General features: G+C 49.6%; 11 protein-coding genes. 6 read left to right on the top strand and 5 right to left on the bottom strand.

What is annotated here, in order from left to right:
* Positions 1-81 precede the first annotated feature (81 nt).
* Both ACP7FG_RS03315 and ACP7FG_RS03310 read left to right on the top strand, forming a co-directional pair.
* Positions 82-1,125 (top strand): efflux RND transporter periplasmic adaptor subunit, encoded by a 1,044-nt coding sequence (locus ACP7FG_RS03315; protein WP_439225642.1) that lies wholly within the window; start codon positions 82-84, stop codon positions 1,123-1,125.
* Positions 1,125-4,232, top strand: coding sequence for an efflux RND transporter permease subunit (locus ACP7FG_RS03310; protein ID WP_439225507.1), 3,108 nt, complete (start codon positions 1,125-1,127; stop codon positions 4,230-4,232). The genes ACP7FG_RS03315 and ACP7FG_RS03310 overlap by 1 nt, the downstream gene beginning before the upstream one ends.
* Here ACP7FG_RS03310 and ACP7FG_RS03305 read toward each other — a convergent pair.
* From ACP7FG_RS03305 to ACP7FG_RS03295, 3 genes are read right to left on the bottom strand one after another with little or no spacing between them, the layout of a single operon-like run.
* The gene (locus ACP7FG_RS03305) at positions 4,229-4,984 is read right to left on the bottom strand and encodes a transporter substrate-binding domain-containing protein (protein ID WP_439225506.1); all 756 of its coding nucleotides are present in this window, start codon (positions 4,982-4,984) and stop codon (positions 4,229-4,231) included. The two genes, ACP7FG_RS03310 and ACP7FG_RS03305, sit on opposite strands and share 4 nt — an antisense overlap.
* On the bottom strand, positions 4,985-5,440 hold the full coding sequence (locus tag ACP7FG_RS03300) for a TerB family tellurite resistance protein (RefSeq protein WP_439225505.1): 456 nt from the start codon (positions 5,438-5,440) through the stop codon (positions 4,985-4,987).
* A gap of 9 nt (positions 5,441-5,449) precedes the next feature.
* Positions 5,450-6,874, bottom strand: a complete 1,425-nt coding sequence (locus ACP7FG_RS03295) for a GAF domain-containing sensor histidine kinase (protein WP_244994817.1) — start codon at positions 6,872-6,874, stop codon at positions 5,450-5,452.
* A gap of 92 nt (positions 6,875-6,966) precedes the next feature.
* On the opposite strand from ACP7FG_RS03295, the gene ACP7FG_RS03290 reads away from it, so the two are divergent.
* On the top strand, positions 6,967-10,143 hold the full coding sequence (locus ACP7FG_RS03290) for an amidohydrolase family protein (protein WP_439225504.1): 3,177 nt from the start codon (positions 6,967-6,969) through the stop codon (positions 10,141-10,143).
* Positions 10,144-10,159: 16 nt separating this feature from the next.
* On the opposite strand, the gene ACP7FG_RS03285 is transcribed toward ACP7FG_RS03290, so the two are convergent.
* On the bottom strand, positions 10,160-11,095 hold the full coding sequence (locus ACP7FG_RS03285) for a LysR family transcriptional regulator (RefSeq protein ID WP_054490537.1): 936 nt from the start codon (positions 11,093-11,095) through the stop codon (positions 10,160-10,162).
* Positions 11,096-11,256: 161 nt separating this feature from the next.
* Between ACP7FG_RS03285 and ACP7FG_RS03280 the strand changes: the two genes are divergently transcribed.
* Genes ACP7FG_RS03280 through aceK form a run of 3 tightly spaced genes read left to right on the top strand, consistent with a single transcriptional unit; the run spans position 11,257 to position 14,469 of the window.
* Positions 11,257-11,556: a helix-turn-helix domain-containing protein gene (locus tag ACP7FG_RS03280; protein WP_224798334.1), complete on the top strand. Its 300-nt coding sequence runs from the start codon at positions 11,257-11,259 to the stop codon at positions 11,554-11,556.
* On the top strand, positions 11,546-12,757 hold the full coding sequence (locus ACP7FG_RS03275) for a type II toxin-antitoxin system HipA family toxin (RefSeq protein ID WP_224798335.1): 1,212 nt from the start codon (positions 11,546-11,548) through the stop codon (positions 12,755-12,757). Before ACP7FG_RS03280 ends, ACP7FG_RS03275 begins: the two co-directional genes overlap by 11 nt.
* 17 nt (positions 12,758-12,774) lie before the next feature.
* The gene (gene aceK / locus ACP7FG_RS03270; protein WP_439225503.1) at positions 12,775-14,469 is read left to right on the top strand and encodes a bifunctional isocitrate dehydrogenase kinase/phosphatase; all 1,695 of its coding nucleotides are present in this window, start codon (positions 12,775-12,777) and stop codon (positions 14,467-14,469) included.
* Here aceK and aceA read toward each other — a convergent pair.
* A complete protein-coding gene (aceA, locus tag ACP7FG_RS03265; protein WP_224798337.1) occupies positions 14,453-15,790 on the bottom strand; it encodes an isocitrate lyase in 1,338 nt (445 codons plus the stop codon). The genes aceK and aceA overlap by 17 nt on opposite strands.
* Between the last annotated feature and the right edge of the window lie 29 nt (positions 15,791-15,819).

Below are 15,819 nucleotides of genomic sequence, written 5' to 3'. Positions count from 1 at the left end.
CAAGCCTGTGTTATTGCTTATTGATTAATACAGACTGCAGCCCTTGTGGCTGCAGTTTTTTTGGAGCACTAATTGACCGTTATGAAGTCTTTACTCATTGCTTTATTGTTCATTCTGTCACTGCCAGGTGGATACAGTCAGGCTCAGCAATTTGGACCTCGCGAAGCTTTGGTCATTGTGCAGCCTGTATCTTTTGAGCGTGAACGTAATCGGGTTGAAGCCGTTGGCACGGCCGAAGCGGTTCGCTCTATTACCATTTATCCGGCGGTGGGTGACCGAGTGGTTGCGGTGAATTTCAAGCCGGGCGATAAAGTTGAGAAAGACCAGTTGCTGGTTGAACTCGATGCCCGCCGACAGCAAGTTGCGGTGGAGCAGGCACAGATTAATTTACGCGACGCAGAGCGCACGGTAGAGCGTTTACGAGCCAGCCGTGAACAAGGCGCTGTGCCGCAGTCAGAGCTTGATAACGCGATATTATTAAGAGATTTAGCCCGCGTTGAGTTAGATAACACCAAAATTGAATTAGAAGACCGTTTTATTCGTGCACCTTTTGAGGGAATTATCGGTATTACCGATGTTGAAGTGGGCGACCGCATTGACCAACAAACCGCTATTGCTACTTTAGATGATCGTTCGACCTTATTAATTGATTTTCGCATTCCTGAAGCGGCGGTTTCGTTACTGCAGGACGGTGCTGAGTTACAGGTTCAGCCATGGCGATACTCAGGCACTCCCGTTACAGCTGAAATTATCGAGCTGGACTCACGCATTAACGCAACGACCCGTATGTACCGGGCACGCGCAAAAATCAGTAACGATAATGACGATTTTTTACCCGGCACCAGTTTCAGAACCGCAATAGAGTTGGCTGGCGAAGAGTTTGCTTCGGTTCCTGAAGCCGCTTTGTCGTGGGGCGTGAATAATCCTTTTGTCTGGGTTGTGGAAGACGATAAAGCTGCGCGTATTGAGGTACAGATTGAACAGCGCCTGGCCGGGCGAGTACTGGTATCAGGTAATATTCAACGTGATGACTTGCTCATCGTTGAAGGCGTACAAAGCCTGCGTGAAGGGCAGCCTGTTGTGTTTGATCGGGCCACCCTCGATACGCAAGAGGTTACCGAATAATGTCAGACCAGCAGATGAATAACCAACAGGACGCGAACGACTTACCATCGGTGTCGATTCGTCGCCCGGTACTGATAGTTGTTCTTAACGTGCTTATCGCCATAGCAGGTATTGCTGCTTTAATGGGTGTTGAAGTGCGTGAGCTGCCTGACGTTGACCGACCGGTTGTCGGGGTGAGCGCAACCTTGCCCGGCGGCGCGCCAGAAACCGTTGATGCTGAAGTGACCAGTATCTTAGAAGGTGCCGCTGCGCGAGTTTCCGGCGTGGAGTCCATTCGTTCGTCGAGTGAAGAGAACAGCGCCCGTATTTCTATTGAATTCCGACCCGGTGTGGACTTAGACGTTGTAGCCGCGGAAGTACGCGAAGCGGTTAACCAGATACGTCGTGAACTGCCGGATGATGTCGAGCAAATAAACGTTCGTAAAGCTGACAACGATGCGCGCTCGGTACTGGATATAGCCGTTAGTAGCGACTCCTTAACACAGGAAGAACTGACCCGCCGGTTGGAAACCGATTTATCGCCTGAATTTCTGGCCATTAATGGCGTGGCCGATGTCCGTTTAAATGGTGACCGCGAGCGAGTATTGCGCGTTGACCTTGATCCCCTGAAGCTGGTGAGCTTTGGTTTGTCGGTCACGGATGTCGCCGATGCCTTGCGTCAGGCACCTTTTGATGTGCCTGCCGGTAGCCTGCGCTCAACTGACCAGCGCTTGATTATTCGAGCCGATGCAACGGCCATTACTGAAGAGCAAGTTGAAAACATTATTGTCCGCGATGACACTCGTGTGGGTGATGTCGCCCAGGCTTATTTCGCACCCGCCGATGCCAACAGCTTTGTCCGCTTAGATGGTAAGCCAGTGGTTGGGTTAGGGGTTATACGTCAGGCTGGCTCTAACACTATTGAAATTTCTGATAAAGCCCTGGCGGTACTGGAAAGGTTACGCGAGCGCTTCCCCGACATGGAAATGAGCATCACTAACGACGATGCGCAGTTTATTCGTAAGTCCGTTGCTGAGGTTGTCACGACTCTGGCAATTACTATTGCTTTGGTTGTCGCTACTTTATGGGTGTTTATTGGTTCATTCCGGGCAACAATTATTCCTGCCTTTTCAATTCCGGTTGCGCTATTTGGTGCCGTAGCGGCTATATGGTTAATGGGCTTTTCCATTAATATTCTGACGCTGTTGGCTCTGGTTCTGGCTACCGGGCTCATTGTCGATGACGCCATTGTTGTTACCGAGAATATTCAGCGACGCCGCAGTATGGGGCTTGGAAGTCGTGCGGCTGCGGTATTGGGAACACGTGAGGTTTTCTTCGCGGTTGTTGCGACTACGGCGGTATTGGTGGCGGTGTTTGTGCCCATAGCCTTTTTACCGTCAACGGCGGGTCGACTGTTCCGTGAGTTTGGTGGTGTGCTGGCGGCGGCTGTGGTTATTTCTTCTTTTGTTGCCTTGTCTTTGGTACCCGCATTTACTGCGCGTTTGCCAAAGTCTGCCGGGCAGAGTAACCGTTTTGCCAAAATTGGTAATGTGTTTAAACGCTTCTATAAGCGAACGCTGCACAAAGCGCTCGATTTTAGCTGGGTAATCGTGATTTTATCACTGCTGTCTGCTGGCGGTGGCGCTTTGTTGTACAACCAGATTAACAGTGAACTGATGCCCAACGAAGACCGTGGCTCGGTCAGAGTATTCTCTCGCGGACCCGATGGTGTTGGCCTTAAATTCATGGACAGGCAGGCGCGTAAGTTAGAAGAGATTTTGCTTGAATACAAAGAAAGCGGCGATATCGAATCAATTTACACCGTGGTGGGTCAGTGGGACCCCAACCTGGTGTTCATTACTGCTAACCTGAAACCCTGGGAAGAAAGGGATATTAGTCAGCAGGAGATCATTAATAACATCCGGGAGCCGCTGAGCCAGGTACCGGGCGCGCCGGGGCGTGCTTTTGGTGATAACAGTCTGAATTTACGAGGTCAGGGCGGCGGCCTTGAAATGGCGATTACCGGCGAGAACTACGATGAGATATTCAAAGCCGCCCGTGAATTTACTGCAGTTATAAAAGAGCGTATGCCGGAGCTTGGTGAGCCTAATGTCTCTTATCAGCCGACGCAGCCTCAGTTGCGGGTGAAAATTGACAGGCGCCGGGCTGCTGAGCTGGGCGTTTCATTAAGCGATATATCTTCAACGTTACGCGCGGCGATTAACGGTGATGATGTTGCTGACTTGAACGTGGGTGACCAACAAATTCCGGTAATGCTGCGTACACGGAATAACCTGATACAGTCACCTCAGGATATGCAAAATCTGTATGTCTCCTCCAGTAGCGGCGAGCTTGTGCCAATATCCAGCATTTCCGAAATAGTCGAAGAGGGCGTGTCTGCAGAGTTAGAGCGACAGGCTCAGCGGCGCGCGATAGAAGTCGATGCGGATTTACCGGAAGATCTGCCTATGTCGGAGGCTGTAGAGCAACTTCGCGCTATTGCTGACGAGGTGCTGCCCGATAGCATGGGGTTGGTATTCCTGGGTGAAGCTGCAACCTTTGAGGATACCTCGCAAGAAATTGCCATGACCTATATTTTGGCATTTTTGATTGTTTTGCTGGTTCTTGCTGCGCAGTTTGAGTCATTAAACAGTGCGGTAGTGGTTATGCTGACGGTTCCGTTTGGTATTGCTGCAGCTATTTACGCCTTGTTCCTGACCGGCACATCAATGAACATCTATTCGCAGATTGGTCTGGTCATGCTAATAGGCTTGCTAGCGAAGAACTCGGTGTTGTTGGTTGAGTTCGCCGATCAACTGCGGGACAGGGGACTGGAAGTACGCGAAGCAATAGAAGAAGCTGCATTGATTCGTCTGCGCCCCATCATGATGACTCTGGTTTCGACCATACTTGGCGGACTGCCGTTAATTCTGTCTTCTGGTGCCGGCGCAGAGGCACGTAACTCTATTGGTTGGGTGGTCTTTGGCGGCTTAGGTTTGGCGACATTGTTTACGCTGTACCTGACTCCGGTGCTTTACCTCTGGTTAGCACGCTTTACCAAGCCGCGTGCCGATGAGTCTGCTCGTTTGGAAAATGAAATGCAGCAGGCCAGAGAAAGCGGGCATTAATTTGGAGTGTAAGAAGTAACCCAGTGCTGGATATTCCAGCGCTGGCGAATACTGTCGAGTTCTCCACTGTCTTCAAGGTGTTGTAAAGCTCGGTTTATATGGCCTAAAAGCTCAGTATTGTTGGTCTTTACAGCAAAACTGACGGGAACTCTGATTTGAGGCTGCCATAAAATACGCACGTTAACGCCTATTTCATCAGCAAGATACAGGCCCACTTTTTCGGGCATAATAACGGCCTCAACTTCACCAATAGCAAGCTGAGTCATGGCTTCTTTTTTGGAGTCGGCCTGCTGAATTCTAATGGCATTATGCAACCCGAGCTCTGTCAAATACTGCTCCAGTACCGAGTGACGATCGCCACTAATACGCTTGCTCACTAGCTTGCGAACCGACTCCGGACTGCTTTCCTGATCAAGTACAAATAAAGTCGCCAGTCGATGGTAATAAGGTTGGCTAAAGTCAAAGTAAGCTTGTCGAGCTTCGGTAGACTCCATACCAATAGCCAAGTCCAGCTCGCCATAGCGAAGCAGGCTGACCACATTGTCCCAGTCGTACTGATGAAGGTTTAAATCTTTTCCCAGATAGTTGAAAACGGCACGAACAACGTCAACATCGAAGCCCGCAGGCTCTCCGCCCTGGCTAAACTGAAAAGGCGGGTAGCCCGTTGCCATGCCCGCTTCTTCAGCCAGGCTATCAGCCACAAGGGTAAAACTTAATGACGCGGCAGCAAAGAAGGTGGGTAGCAGCCGCATTTAAGAGTCGATAACCCTAAGTTTGGTGCGAATGTAGTCAGCGTGACTGATATAAAGTAAGTCAGCAAGTTTGCGCAACATACTTTCCTCATGTGGATCAAGTGCACTATCAGCGTAGGCAACAGCCCACAAATTTTCCAGTAATTCAACGCGTTGTTCGTAGCTAATGGCTTTTAACTGTGCTGTGAAGTCGTGCAGCGATGAGGCTTCCTGTACTGCCTGCACGGCTTCTTTAATTGCGTTGTCAGCTTGCGCACCGGTAATACCGTATTCGCGCTCTAGCTCATCCAATAAGTGCTCACCCTCTTCATCGGATAGCTCGCCATCGGCCAGACTAATTTCTGTCATTAGAACCAGCGACAGAAAAGCGTCATTTGATAGACCCTCTACCTGGTGCATGTTGGCCTGTTCAGCCGGTGTCGTTTGTTGAAAAAAGTTTTGCAGAGCTTTGAGCATACAACAATCCTATTTGGGTAAATCGGGTAAGAAAAAGGAAAACTCGGTGCCTTTACCAGGCGTTGATTGGACAGAAATTTCGCCGTTGAGTTTCCGGGTCACCAGATTATAAACAATGGATAAGCCTAACCCTGAACCACCCGTCTGGCGAGATGTGGTGAAAAAGGGCTCGAAGATATTTTTAATGGTCTCGCTGTCCATACCTTTACCGTTGTCGCGAAAGCGAAAATGGACACCTTCGTCTTTTTGTTCCGTTTGTATCTCTATTTGATGCTTTTCATCGGGTTCGACAAAAGCGTGGTCGTTAGTATTACTGACCAGATTCGTCACAATTTGTGCTAACGCGCCCTGGTAAGTGCTTAAAACAATGTCGTCGTCGCAGTCGATAGTGATGCTGACGTGCTTCTTTTTTACCACAGGCTTTAGACTTAAAATTAACGCGTGCAGGTAGTCGTTAAGCTGGCAGTTAACCAGCTCAAAACTGGATTGATCAACCGCGGTTTTCTTAAAGTTCTGAATCAGGGTTGCGGCTCGCTCAAGGTTACTGGTGAGTAACTGGTAAGCTTCATAAGTATCACTGATAAAGGTTTGCAATTGTTTGCGTGAAATTGAACCGTTACTGAAGCCTTGATCCAACTTTTTAAGACGATGTTCACAGTGAGTTACAGCGGTAACGGAAACACCCAGGGGGGTATTAACCTCGTGCGCGACGCCGGCGACTAACTTACCCAGAGCGGCCATTTTTTCGGTTTCAATTAACCGTTCCTGAGCCTGCTTAAAGTTGTCCAGCGCTTTGGTTAATGATTCTGTTCGCTCCGCTACCATGCTCTCCAGCTGTTCATTCTGACGAATAAGGAGTGCTTCGAATCGTTCGCGTTCGGACGCACTGACGGCGCGGCCATAAATATCCGCAAGCACTCCAACAAAGGCGACTTCATCGGAAGTCCAGCGGCGTGAGGGTTTACGGCTTTCGCAGCACATTACGCCTATCATTTGACCTTTATGGCGTAAAGGGACGTCGAGCATGCCGTATACACCAGTTTCCTCCAGATAGCCGTTGCTGAGTTCAACGGTTGCCGGGTGGTTGCGGGCGTCGTTGGCGATAATGGTCCGCTCAGTCATTAATACCCGAAAATAAGAAGGAAGTTCGGACTTACGCAGGACAGGCAATTCTTTGTCCTGCTGTTTTTCATCAATTAACCTGGCAGCAGTCATGCTCTGCTTGTCCGGCTGCAATAACCAAATACTGACGCGGCTAATATCCAGCCCTTTTAGCGCTGACATCAGGATCAGTTCAGACGCTTTCTCCAGGTCGCCGCCGTCAATATCCGGTGACTTAGATACATCGAGAAGGATATTTTCTAAGGCTTCGTTCATATTCAATCCGTCTTCTGAATATTTACTCACTATAACCCACTGACTTTTAATGTCCATTAACCGACCATAACTCCCCATTTAACGTTAGCCACTGGACTTTTGGATCTTAACTGCCTACAAAGGGAAGACATTTTTAGTGAGGCAATACCATGAAAAAGACAACATTAACCTTAGCGGTCGCATCGCTTTTAAGCTTAGCGCCGGTGAGCATGGCACAAGAACAGACCCAGGGCTGGGATGTCAGTAACCCGCAGGGCGAATTTAAAGAAATTGATATATCGGTGAATTCCGGCACCTGGATGAATGTAGACGTCAGCCCCGATGGCGACTACATCGTATTTGATTTGCTGGGTGACATTTATCGCATGCCGTTTGGCGGCGGCGAGGCTGAAAAACTTATGGGTGGCATAGCCTGGCATATGCAGCCTGTTTACTCGCCCAATGGACGTTACATTGCTTTTACTTCGGATCAGGGCGGTGGCGATAATATTTGGGTGATGGATGCCGATGGCAGCAATGTGCGTGCCGTTACCGAAGAAACTTTTCGTTTATTAAACAGCCCGGCCTGGAGTCCGGACAGCGAGTTTTTGGTTGCGCGTAAGCACTATACCGCCAGCCGTTCGTTAGGAGCCGGTGAAGTCTGGATGTACCACCGCAGTGGTGGCTCGGGTGTGCAGTTAACGGAGCGCCCGAATGACCAGAAAGACTTAGGCGAGCCGGCGTTTTCACCGGACGGTAAATACATCTATTTTTCGCAGGATGACACACCGGGCAAAACTTTCCACTACAGCAAAGACTCGCTGGAAGGCATTTACACCATTAAGCGTTTTGAGCGCGAGAGCGGTGAAATTGAAACTTTGATAAGTGGTGCCGGTGGCGCAATTCGTCCGACACCATCGCCGGACGGGCGTTATCTGGCCTACATTAAGCGTGAAGACTTTGACAGCGTGCTGTACCTGCTGGACCTGAAGACCGGCGAACACAAGCGGGTTTACGGGAAAATGGAACGCGACATGCAGGAAACCTGGGCCATTCATGGCGTTTATCCGACCATGGACTGGACACCGGATTCTAAGCAGTTAGTGTTCTGGGCCGGTGGTCATATTCAGAAGCTGAATATTGATGACGGCAACGCACGCATTATTCCGTTTAAAGTCGAAACGGAGAAGAAAGTACAGCATGCACTGCGCTTTAAGCAAAATGTTGAAGCTGACCAGTTTGACGTGAAAATGCTGCGTATGGCGCAAGTTTCACCGCAGGGTGATGCGGTGATTTACGAAGCTTTGGGTAGCTTGTATCAGCGTTCATTACCAAATGGTGAGCCGCAGCGCTTAACCAATAGCGAAGACTTTGAGCTGTACCCACAATACTCGCGCGACGGTGAAAGCGTAGTATTTGTTCGCTGGAATGACGAAGAGCAGGCACAGGTTATTGTTCGCGATATCAGTTCTGGTGATGAGCAAGTGCTGAATACCGGACAGGGCAACTTTGTTGAACCCACATTCTCTCCGGACGGCAAGCATGTGGTTTACCGCAAAATACGTGGTGGTTACTTAATTTCCGATAAGTTTGGTCTGGAAAACGGTATCTATCGCGTTGCGGTGTCAGCCAATGCTGAACCAGAGCAAATAGCAGAAAGTGGACGTTTACCTCAGTACGGTGCCCGTAACGACCGGGTTTATCTGATGACTCCGGGCGAAAAACCAACCTTGAGCGCTATTGATTTACGCACACTGGAGCAGCGCGAGTTGTATCAGTCGGAGTTAGCCACTGAATTCCGCGTGTCTCCGGATGGCAAGCAACTGGCTTTTGCAGAACGTTTCAAAGTGTTTGTTACGCCTTTAGTCGAGCGCGGCAGCGTTATCAACGTAGGGCCGGGAGATAAACAAATGCCGGTGCATCAGCTGTCTGTTCGTGCCGGTGAAAACTTATCCTGGACGGCAAACAGTGACCAGATTTACTGGACATTGGGGCCGGAGCTTTACCATACGTCGGTGGCTGAAGCCTTTAATGCTGACACTGAAAGCGACACCCTGAAAGTAGAAAATGGCCAGAACATTGGTTTTGAACATGACGCCATGGTACCGGATACAACCGTTGCCTTTGTGGGCGGCCAGGTTATTACCATGAATGGCGATACGGTTTATGAGCAGGGCACTGTGGTCGTGCGCAATAATAAAATTGTGGCGGTTGGCCCTGAAGCTGAAGTTAATGTGCCTTCCGGCGCTGAGGTTATTGATACCAGTGGCAAAACCGTTATGCCGGGGTTATTTGATGCGCACGCGCACGGTGGTCAGGGCCAGGCAGAAATTATCCCGCAGCAGAACTGGGGACAGTACGCGAATCTGGCATTTGGTGTGACCTCAATTCACGATCCGTCTAACGATACGACCGAGTTCTTTGCGGCCTCAGAGCTGCAGAAAGCGGGCAGAATTGCCGCGCCACGACTGTTCTCAACCGGTACCATTTTATACGGCGCTAACGGCCCGGGTTACACCTCGCATGTGGATAGCTTAGAAGACGCTAAGTTTCATTTAGAACGTCTGAAGAAAGTGGGTGCCTTCTCGGTGAAAAGTTATAACCAGCCACGTCGTAACCAGCGTCAACAAGTGGTTGAAGCCGGGCGAGAGCTGGAAATGATGGTGGTACCTGAAGGCGGTTCGTTGTTGCAGCACAACTTGAGCATGATCATGGATGGGCACACCACGGTTGAGCACTCATTACCGGTAGCCAATATCTATGATGATATTCGTCAGTTATGGCAGCAAAGTGACGTAGCTTATACACCAACCCTGGGTGTGGCTTATGGCGGTATCTGGGGTGAGAACTACTGGTATGCGGAAACCGATGTATGGAAGCATCCCAAGCTGACTCAATATGTGCCCATGGACTTTTTAGTGGGTAAGGCGATGCGTCGTGAAAAAGCGCCGCATAACCACTACAACCACTTTAATAATGCGGAAGTGGCTACTGAGCTGCAGGACTTAGGTGTTGAAGTGCTCTCTGGTGCTCATGGGCAGCGTGAGGGGTTAGCGCAACACTGGGAAATCTGGATGATGGCTCAGGGTGGTATGGAACCGCTGGAAGCCCTCCGTACAACGACCATTGATCCGGCTAAAGTCTTTGGTATGGACCACGCGCTGGGCTCGCTGGAAGAAGGTAAACTGGCGGATATTATTGTTATTGACGGTAACCCGCTGGAGGACATCCGTAACACCGACAAAGTGACTCACACTATGGTTAATGGCGTGTTGTATGATGCCACCACCATGGATCGCTTGTTGCCGGAACCACGTAAACGTAAGGGCTTTTTCTGGGAAGAATAAGCCCCTGGTAACAAAGCTATGAAGCTGCCGCGGTTTCGGCGACCACTTGTCGGAACCAGCGGTGGCCTGCATCGTGCTGTAACAGCGGCGACCAGATCATGGTCAGAGTTAACCCCGGTATTTCAAACGGGGGAGCCTTCATAACCAATTGACTGTCCTGTGAATACAGTTCGGCGGCCCGTGTTGGCAAGGTAGCAACCAGCCCCTGACGTGCCAGATACATAGCCACATGATAATTACGGGTAAACACTTTAATTTTCCGGCGTTTGCCCAGTTTATCTAACGCGTCGTCGACCCAGCCGAGTTTTTGTACGTCGTGCGGATCCATCCCTACGCCCACACCAAAGCCCGTTTTACTCACCCAGACGTGCTGCGCCTTTAAGTAATTGTCCAGCGTGTAGTCTTCCAGCAATGGGTGGTCTTTGCGGATCAAACAGGAAAACTCGTCGCTCCATAAATTCTTTTGGTGAAACGACTGTGGCAGTTGTTCAAAGCGGTTAATGGCCAGATCCACTTTGCCGTTTTCAACGTCGTGAAAGCTGATGTCGCTGGGGGTCATGATATCCAGTGAGACATTGGGTGCCTGCTCATCAAGTTTTTCCAGCAGTTTAGGCATAAGCGTGGAAGCGGCATAGTCGGACGCCATAATCCGGAAAACCTGATCACTGGTGGGGGCGTCAAACTCACGCACCGGCTGGATCATCTCTTCAACCGAGTACAATACACCGCGCAGGGCTTCCTGCATGTCCAGTGCACGTTGAGTCGGCACCATGCCTTCGCTGGTGCGCACTAAAATAGGGTCGTTTAGCAGGTTACGCAAACGCTTCAGGCCGTTACTCATGGCAGGCTGGGTGATATTTAGCTGTGCCGCTGCACGGGTCACATTTTTTTCCCGCAGCAGAACATCCAGGTAGACCAACAGGTTTAGATCGATGTCTTTGATGGTATTCATAGCTATCCAGAATAAGGGGAATATGAAAAATCTATCGGGATTATAAATAGGGTGAATGTATAACGCCAGTCTTGTTTCGTTACCCTGGGTCAAGAAAGAGACTTGCTTATTTCTATTAATCCATCATAATTAATTTATTAAGCTTTAATAAATGATATTTGGTGGCTAAATTGAATGGTGCAGATGGCTTTTTAAAAACAGTTGGTGAGCTCATTAAGCGTCAGCGTTCATTAACAATGGATCAGCAGGACTTCGCTAAGCGGCTGGGCTGCGGCGTTAATACGGTTTACCGTATGGAAAACGGTCATTCAGTTAACTCGTTGACCTTATTTACCGCGCTCGAATTACTGGGACTGCTGGAACATTTCACGCCGGTTTTGGATGATCAGTATGCACGGGTAGCTAATGCACCTAAGCGCAAACGCCGAAAAATCTCAGAGGATTTTTCTAATGACTTCTAAGGCTTATGTTTTTATCGAAGGGCTAGAGAATGAGCCGGTTATTTGTGGTGTTATTTGGTATGACCCGGAAAACAGAATTGGCCGTTTTCGATACGGTCAGTCCTATTTAGCTCGAAACGATGCTTTTGCGCTGGATCCTGTTCATTTGCCGTTAACGGACGAACTATTTGAGACGCGCGCTAACAAAGGGCTGTTTGGTGTTTTGACCGATGCCGGAGCTGATGCCTGGGGACGAAAGCTGATCTCCCAGTTACGCACAACCAAACCCGAAAATGAGTTGGAGTTTTTAATTGCCGGTGCATCCATGGGTGTGGGTGCTATTAGTTTCAGTCTTTCTCAATTCAAGTCAAAAGCTAAGGTATCCCGGAATACATTGGATGATATCGATTTGTTACTGGCCGGGAAAAACGCAATTCTGAACTCTGAGAATGTCTCTGTTGAGGTGAAAAAGGCGTTTCAATATGGCGAGTCAATGGGTGGTGCCAGACCAAAAACTGTACTCCAGCATAACGGACAAGCTCATTTATTAAAATTTAACCGCCCCGACGATCTCTACAACGTTGCCAGAGTAGAAAGCGCGACAATGGCAATGCTAAATGAAGTCGAAGGAGTCAATGTGGCCAGTACGCGGTTGCTTAACGGTGAAGAAGACGTACTAATGAGCGAGCGATTTGACCGTCGTGGTCTGGATGTTTCGCATCACTTTATTAGTGCTAACTCTTTGCTGACCGAGGGAAATGTCAGCGAAGCCATGCTTAAGACAACATACTCCTATGGTGCACTGGCGGAGTATCTGAGGAAAAACAGCCAGCGTGCTGAGGATGCAACCGAGCTTTATAGACGCATGGCATTTAATGTGTTTATTGGTAACACGGACGACCACGGCAGAAATCATGCCTTACTCTGGGATTTAAATTTCGGCGGTTGGAAGCTGTCGCCGGCCTATGATGTACTGCCTATTAATAATGGCCAGCAACATGCTTTAGGTATTGGCGAATATGGACGTGTAGGCAGTATTGATAATGTGCTGTCGCAATGCCGACGGTTTGGTGTTACCCCTAATAAAGCGAAGAATTTACTTAAGAACATTCAGGAGCTGATTGCTGAGTGGCCCGCTTACTATAAAAAGAACGGCGTCGGTGACGGTGATATTGAACGATTAAAAGCTGTTATTCCACAAGCGTCCAGATTAAAGGGCTGAATTCAGGAGAGGCAAGCATGACAATTAGCCCAGAGACCCTGGCAAAAAGTATTCTGGATGGCTTTCATAGCCACTACCGGCGTTTTCAGGCGCTGACTCAGGGTGCACGTGAACGTTTTTTACAACGTGACTGGACTGCGGTTGTGTCGGCGGCCTCAGAGCGCATTCATTATTACGACCATCAGGTGGGTACAACCGCGAAGAAAGTGGAGCGCCGCGTGGGTAATGAGCTTGATGAAAACCTATGGCGTGCAACCCGGCAACGTTACCAGCAACTGCTGAAGTTTCATCCACAGGCGGAGCTTGCAGAGACTTTTTACAACTCGGTATTTTGCCGGGTGTTCGACCGGGCCTATTTTAATAACGACTATATTTTTGTGGAAACCGTGCTGGCGAACCATATTCCGGTGCCGGTGGAAAATGAATGCCACTCTTATTTCCCGGTAGTTGACGGACTGGAGGGAACACTGACGCGAGTGTTTGAGGATATTGGTTTAGGTGGTGAGTTCGAAAACTTTGAAAATGATATTGAACAGCTGCGCGATAAGTTCTTTGAGCGCGCAGCAGAAACCGATATTGAGGCGCACAACCTGCGCATAGATGTTTTGAAGTCACCGTTTTACCGAAACAAAGCCGCGTATATTGTCGGGCGAGTGGTGACTGAAAATAACCATTACCCTTTTATTGTACCTGTGCTGATTAATTCGCAGGGCAAGCTTTATGTGGATGCTTTTATTACCCGGTCAGACCGTATGGCGACTATTTTTGGCTTTGCCCGTTCGTATTTTATGGTCGAAACCGAGGCGCCTTCTGCTTTAGTGCGGTTTTTAAAGGATTTAATGCCGCACAAAACTCTGGCGGAGCTTTATTCGTCGGTGGGTTTTCATAAGCAGGGCAAAACCGAATTCTACCGGGAGTTTTTGCACCACTTGCGCCGTACAGATGACCAATTGTCGGCAGCCCCCGGTGTCAAAGGTATGGTTATGACCGTATTCACGCTGCCGTCTTTTCCTTATGTATTTAAAGTCATTAAAGACCGGTTGGGCGGTACCAAGGAGTTTGGCCGCCAGACGGTTATCGACCGTTACCGCATGGTGAAGCGGCACGACCGGGTAGGGCGTATGGCCGATACATTGGAATTTGTCGATGTGGCGTTGCCGCTTAAGCGCATATCTGCCGACTTACTGGAAGAGTTCAAGCAAACCATTAGCAATTCTATTTCGATAGAGGGTGACACTTTGGTGATTCACCAGTTGTTTGTTGAGCGCCGAATGACGCCACTGAATTTGTACTTAGAATACGCCAATGACGAAGAAGTAGACGCGGCGATGGATGACTATGGCCGGGCATTAAAAGAAATGATGGCGGCGAATATTTTCCCCGGCGACATGCTGCTGAAAAACTTTGGTGTCACCCGGCATAAACGGGTGGTGTTTTATGACTATGACGAAGTACGGTATTTAACGGACATGAGCTTCAGACGTTTGCCGGATAACGACTGGGAAGTGTCTATTGCGCCGGACGATGTTTTTCCGCAGCAGCTGGCGCAATTTGCGGTGCCGCAGGCGAAATACCGCGATAAACTATTGAAGCGTCATCCTGAATTGATTGACCCGGCGTACTGGTGCCGGGTACAAAAAAACATCCGCAAGGGTGAGCTTACGGATGTCTTTCCTTATGATGCCGACTTGCGCTTTACGCGGAGGTTTTAAACTGGTCTTCCTCGGTTGAGCCTTTCAGTGCAGTAACTGAGGACAGCCCGCCCTGAATAACGTTGGTCAGTTCGTCAAAGTAACCGGTACCGACTTCCTGCTGGTGCGCCACAAAGGTATAGCCTTTGTCTGCTGCGTCAAACTCTTGCTGCTGCAGTTTAACGTAGGCAGACATGTCGTTGCGGGCATAGTCATGAGCCAATTCAAACATGTGGTACCACATGTTGTGCACACCGGCCAAGGTAATAAACTGGAACTTGTAACCCATTGCGGCAAGCTCGCGCTGGAACTTAGCTATGGTGTCGTCGTCCAGGTTGCGTTTCCAGTTAAATGACGGTGAACAGTTATAGGCCAGCAGTTTGCCGGGGTATTTGGCATGAACCGCTTCAGCAAACTGACGCGCTTCGTCTAAGTCTGGTTTGGCGGTTTCACACCAGATAAGATCCGCAAACGGAGCATATGCTAAGCCGCGTGAAATAGCCTGTTCAATGCCCGGCTTAACCCGATAGAAACCTTCGGCAGTGCGCTCGCCGGTAATGAAGGGTTTGTCATTCGGGTCGAAGTCAGACGTTAGCAGGTCAGCGGCGTTGGCGTCAGTACGGGCCACAATCAGTGTTGGTGTCCCGGCAACATCAGCAGCCAACCGCGCGGCGGAAAGTTTCTGCACCGCTTCTTGTGTGGGCACCAGTACTTTTCCGCCCATGTGACCGCATTTTTTCACTGATGCCAGCTGGTCCTCAAAATGCACACCTGCAGCCCCGGACTGGATCATGCGCTTCATTAGCTCGTAAGCGTTGAGTACGCCACCAAAACCGGCTTCAGCGTCAGCAACAATCGGCGCAAAGTAGTCTACGTAATTGTCGTCTTCCGGCGTAACGCCTTTTGACCACTGAATTTGATCAGCACGGGCAAAGGAGTTGTTAATGCGCTCAACCACCGTCGGTACTGAGTCGACCGGATATAACGACTGATCCGGGTACATGCTGCAGGCCGAGTTGTTGTCAGCCGCCACCTGCCAGCCGGAAAGGTAAATGGCCTGCAAGCCTGCTTTAACTTGCTGCACCGCCTGACCACCGGTTAAAGCACCCAAAGCGTTTACATAGTCTTTGCCAAATTTTTCCTGTGCTTTGCCGTGAATCAGTTGCCAGAGTTTATCGGCACCATTGCGGGCATAGGTGTATTCCGGCTGAACTGTACCACGCAAGCGCACTACGTCTTCGGCACTGTAGGGGCGCTCAACGCCTTTCCAGCGCGGGTCGGTGTCCCATTGATTTTGTAGTTCTTTAACCTGCTGTGCGAATGAAAGGTTTTGGGTTGTCATAAATAATTCCTTGTTGTTCTTTAATTGTA

Source organism: Idiomarina sp. ST10R2A5 (genome assembly GCF_051842325.1).
In the GTDB taxonomy this organism is placed as follows: Bacteria; Pseudomonadota; Gammaproteobacteria; order Enterobacterales; family Alteromonadaceae; genus Idiomarina; species Idiomarina abyssalis.
Note: the sequence above shows the minus strand (reverse complement) of the source record. Positions and strands in the feature narration are given on the sequence as shown.

Excerpts from the sequence above, each read along its gene's own strand:
- ACP7FG_RS03315 (WP_439225642.1), top strand. The coding sequence starts at position 82 with ATGAAGTCTTTACTCATTGCTTTATTGTTCATTCTGTCACTGCCAGGT.
- ACP7FG_RS03310 (WP_439225507.1), top strand. The coding sequence starts at position 1,125 with ATGTCAGACCAGCAGATGAATAACCAACAGGACGCGAACGACTTACCA.
- ACP7FG_RS03305 (WP_439225506.1), bottom strand. The coding sequence starts at position 4,984 with ATGCGGCTGCTACCCACCTTCTTTGCTGCCGCGTCATTAAGTTTTACC.
- ACP7FG_RS03300 (WP_439225505.1), bottom strand. The coding sequence starts at position 5,440 with ATGCTCAAAGCTCTGCAAAACTTTTTTCAACAAACGACACCGGCTGAA.
- ACP7FG_RS03295 (WP_244994817.1), bottom strand. The coding sequence starts at position 6,874 with ATGGACATTAAAAGTCAGTGGGTTATAGTGAGTAAATATTCAGAAGAC.
- ACP7FG_RS03290 (WP_439225504.1), top strand. The coding sequence starts at position 6,967 with ATGAAAAAGACAACATTAACCTTAGCGGTCGCATCGCTTTTAAGCTTA.
- ACP7FG_RS03285 (WP_054490537.1), bottom strand. The coding sequence starts at position 11,095 with ATGAATACCATCAAAGACATCGATCTAAACCTGTTGGTCTACCTGGAT.
- ACP7FG_RS03275 (WP_224798335.1), top strand. The coding sequence starts at position 11,546 with ATGACTTCTAAGGCTTATGTTTTTATCGAAGGGCTAGAGAATGAGCCG.
- aceK (WP_439225503.1), top strand. The coding sequence starts at position 12,775 with ATGACAATTAGCCCAGAGACCCTGGCAAAAAGTATTCTGGATGGCTTT.
- aceA (WP_224798337.1), bottom strand. The coding sequence starts at position 15,790 with ATGACAACCCAAAACCTTTCATTCGCACAGCAGGTTAAAGAACTACAA.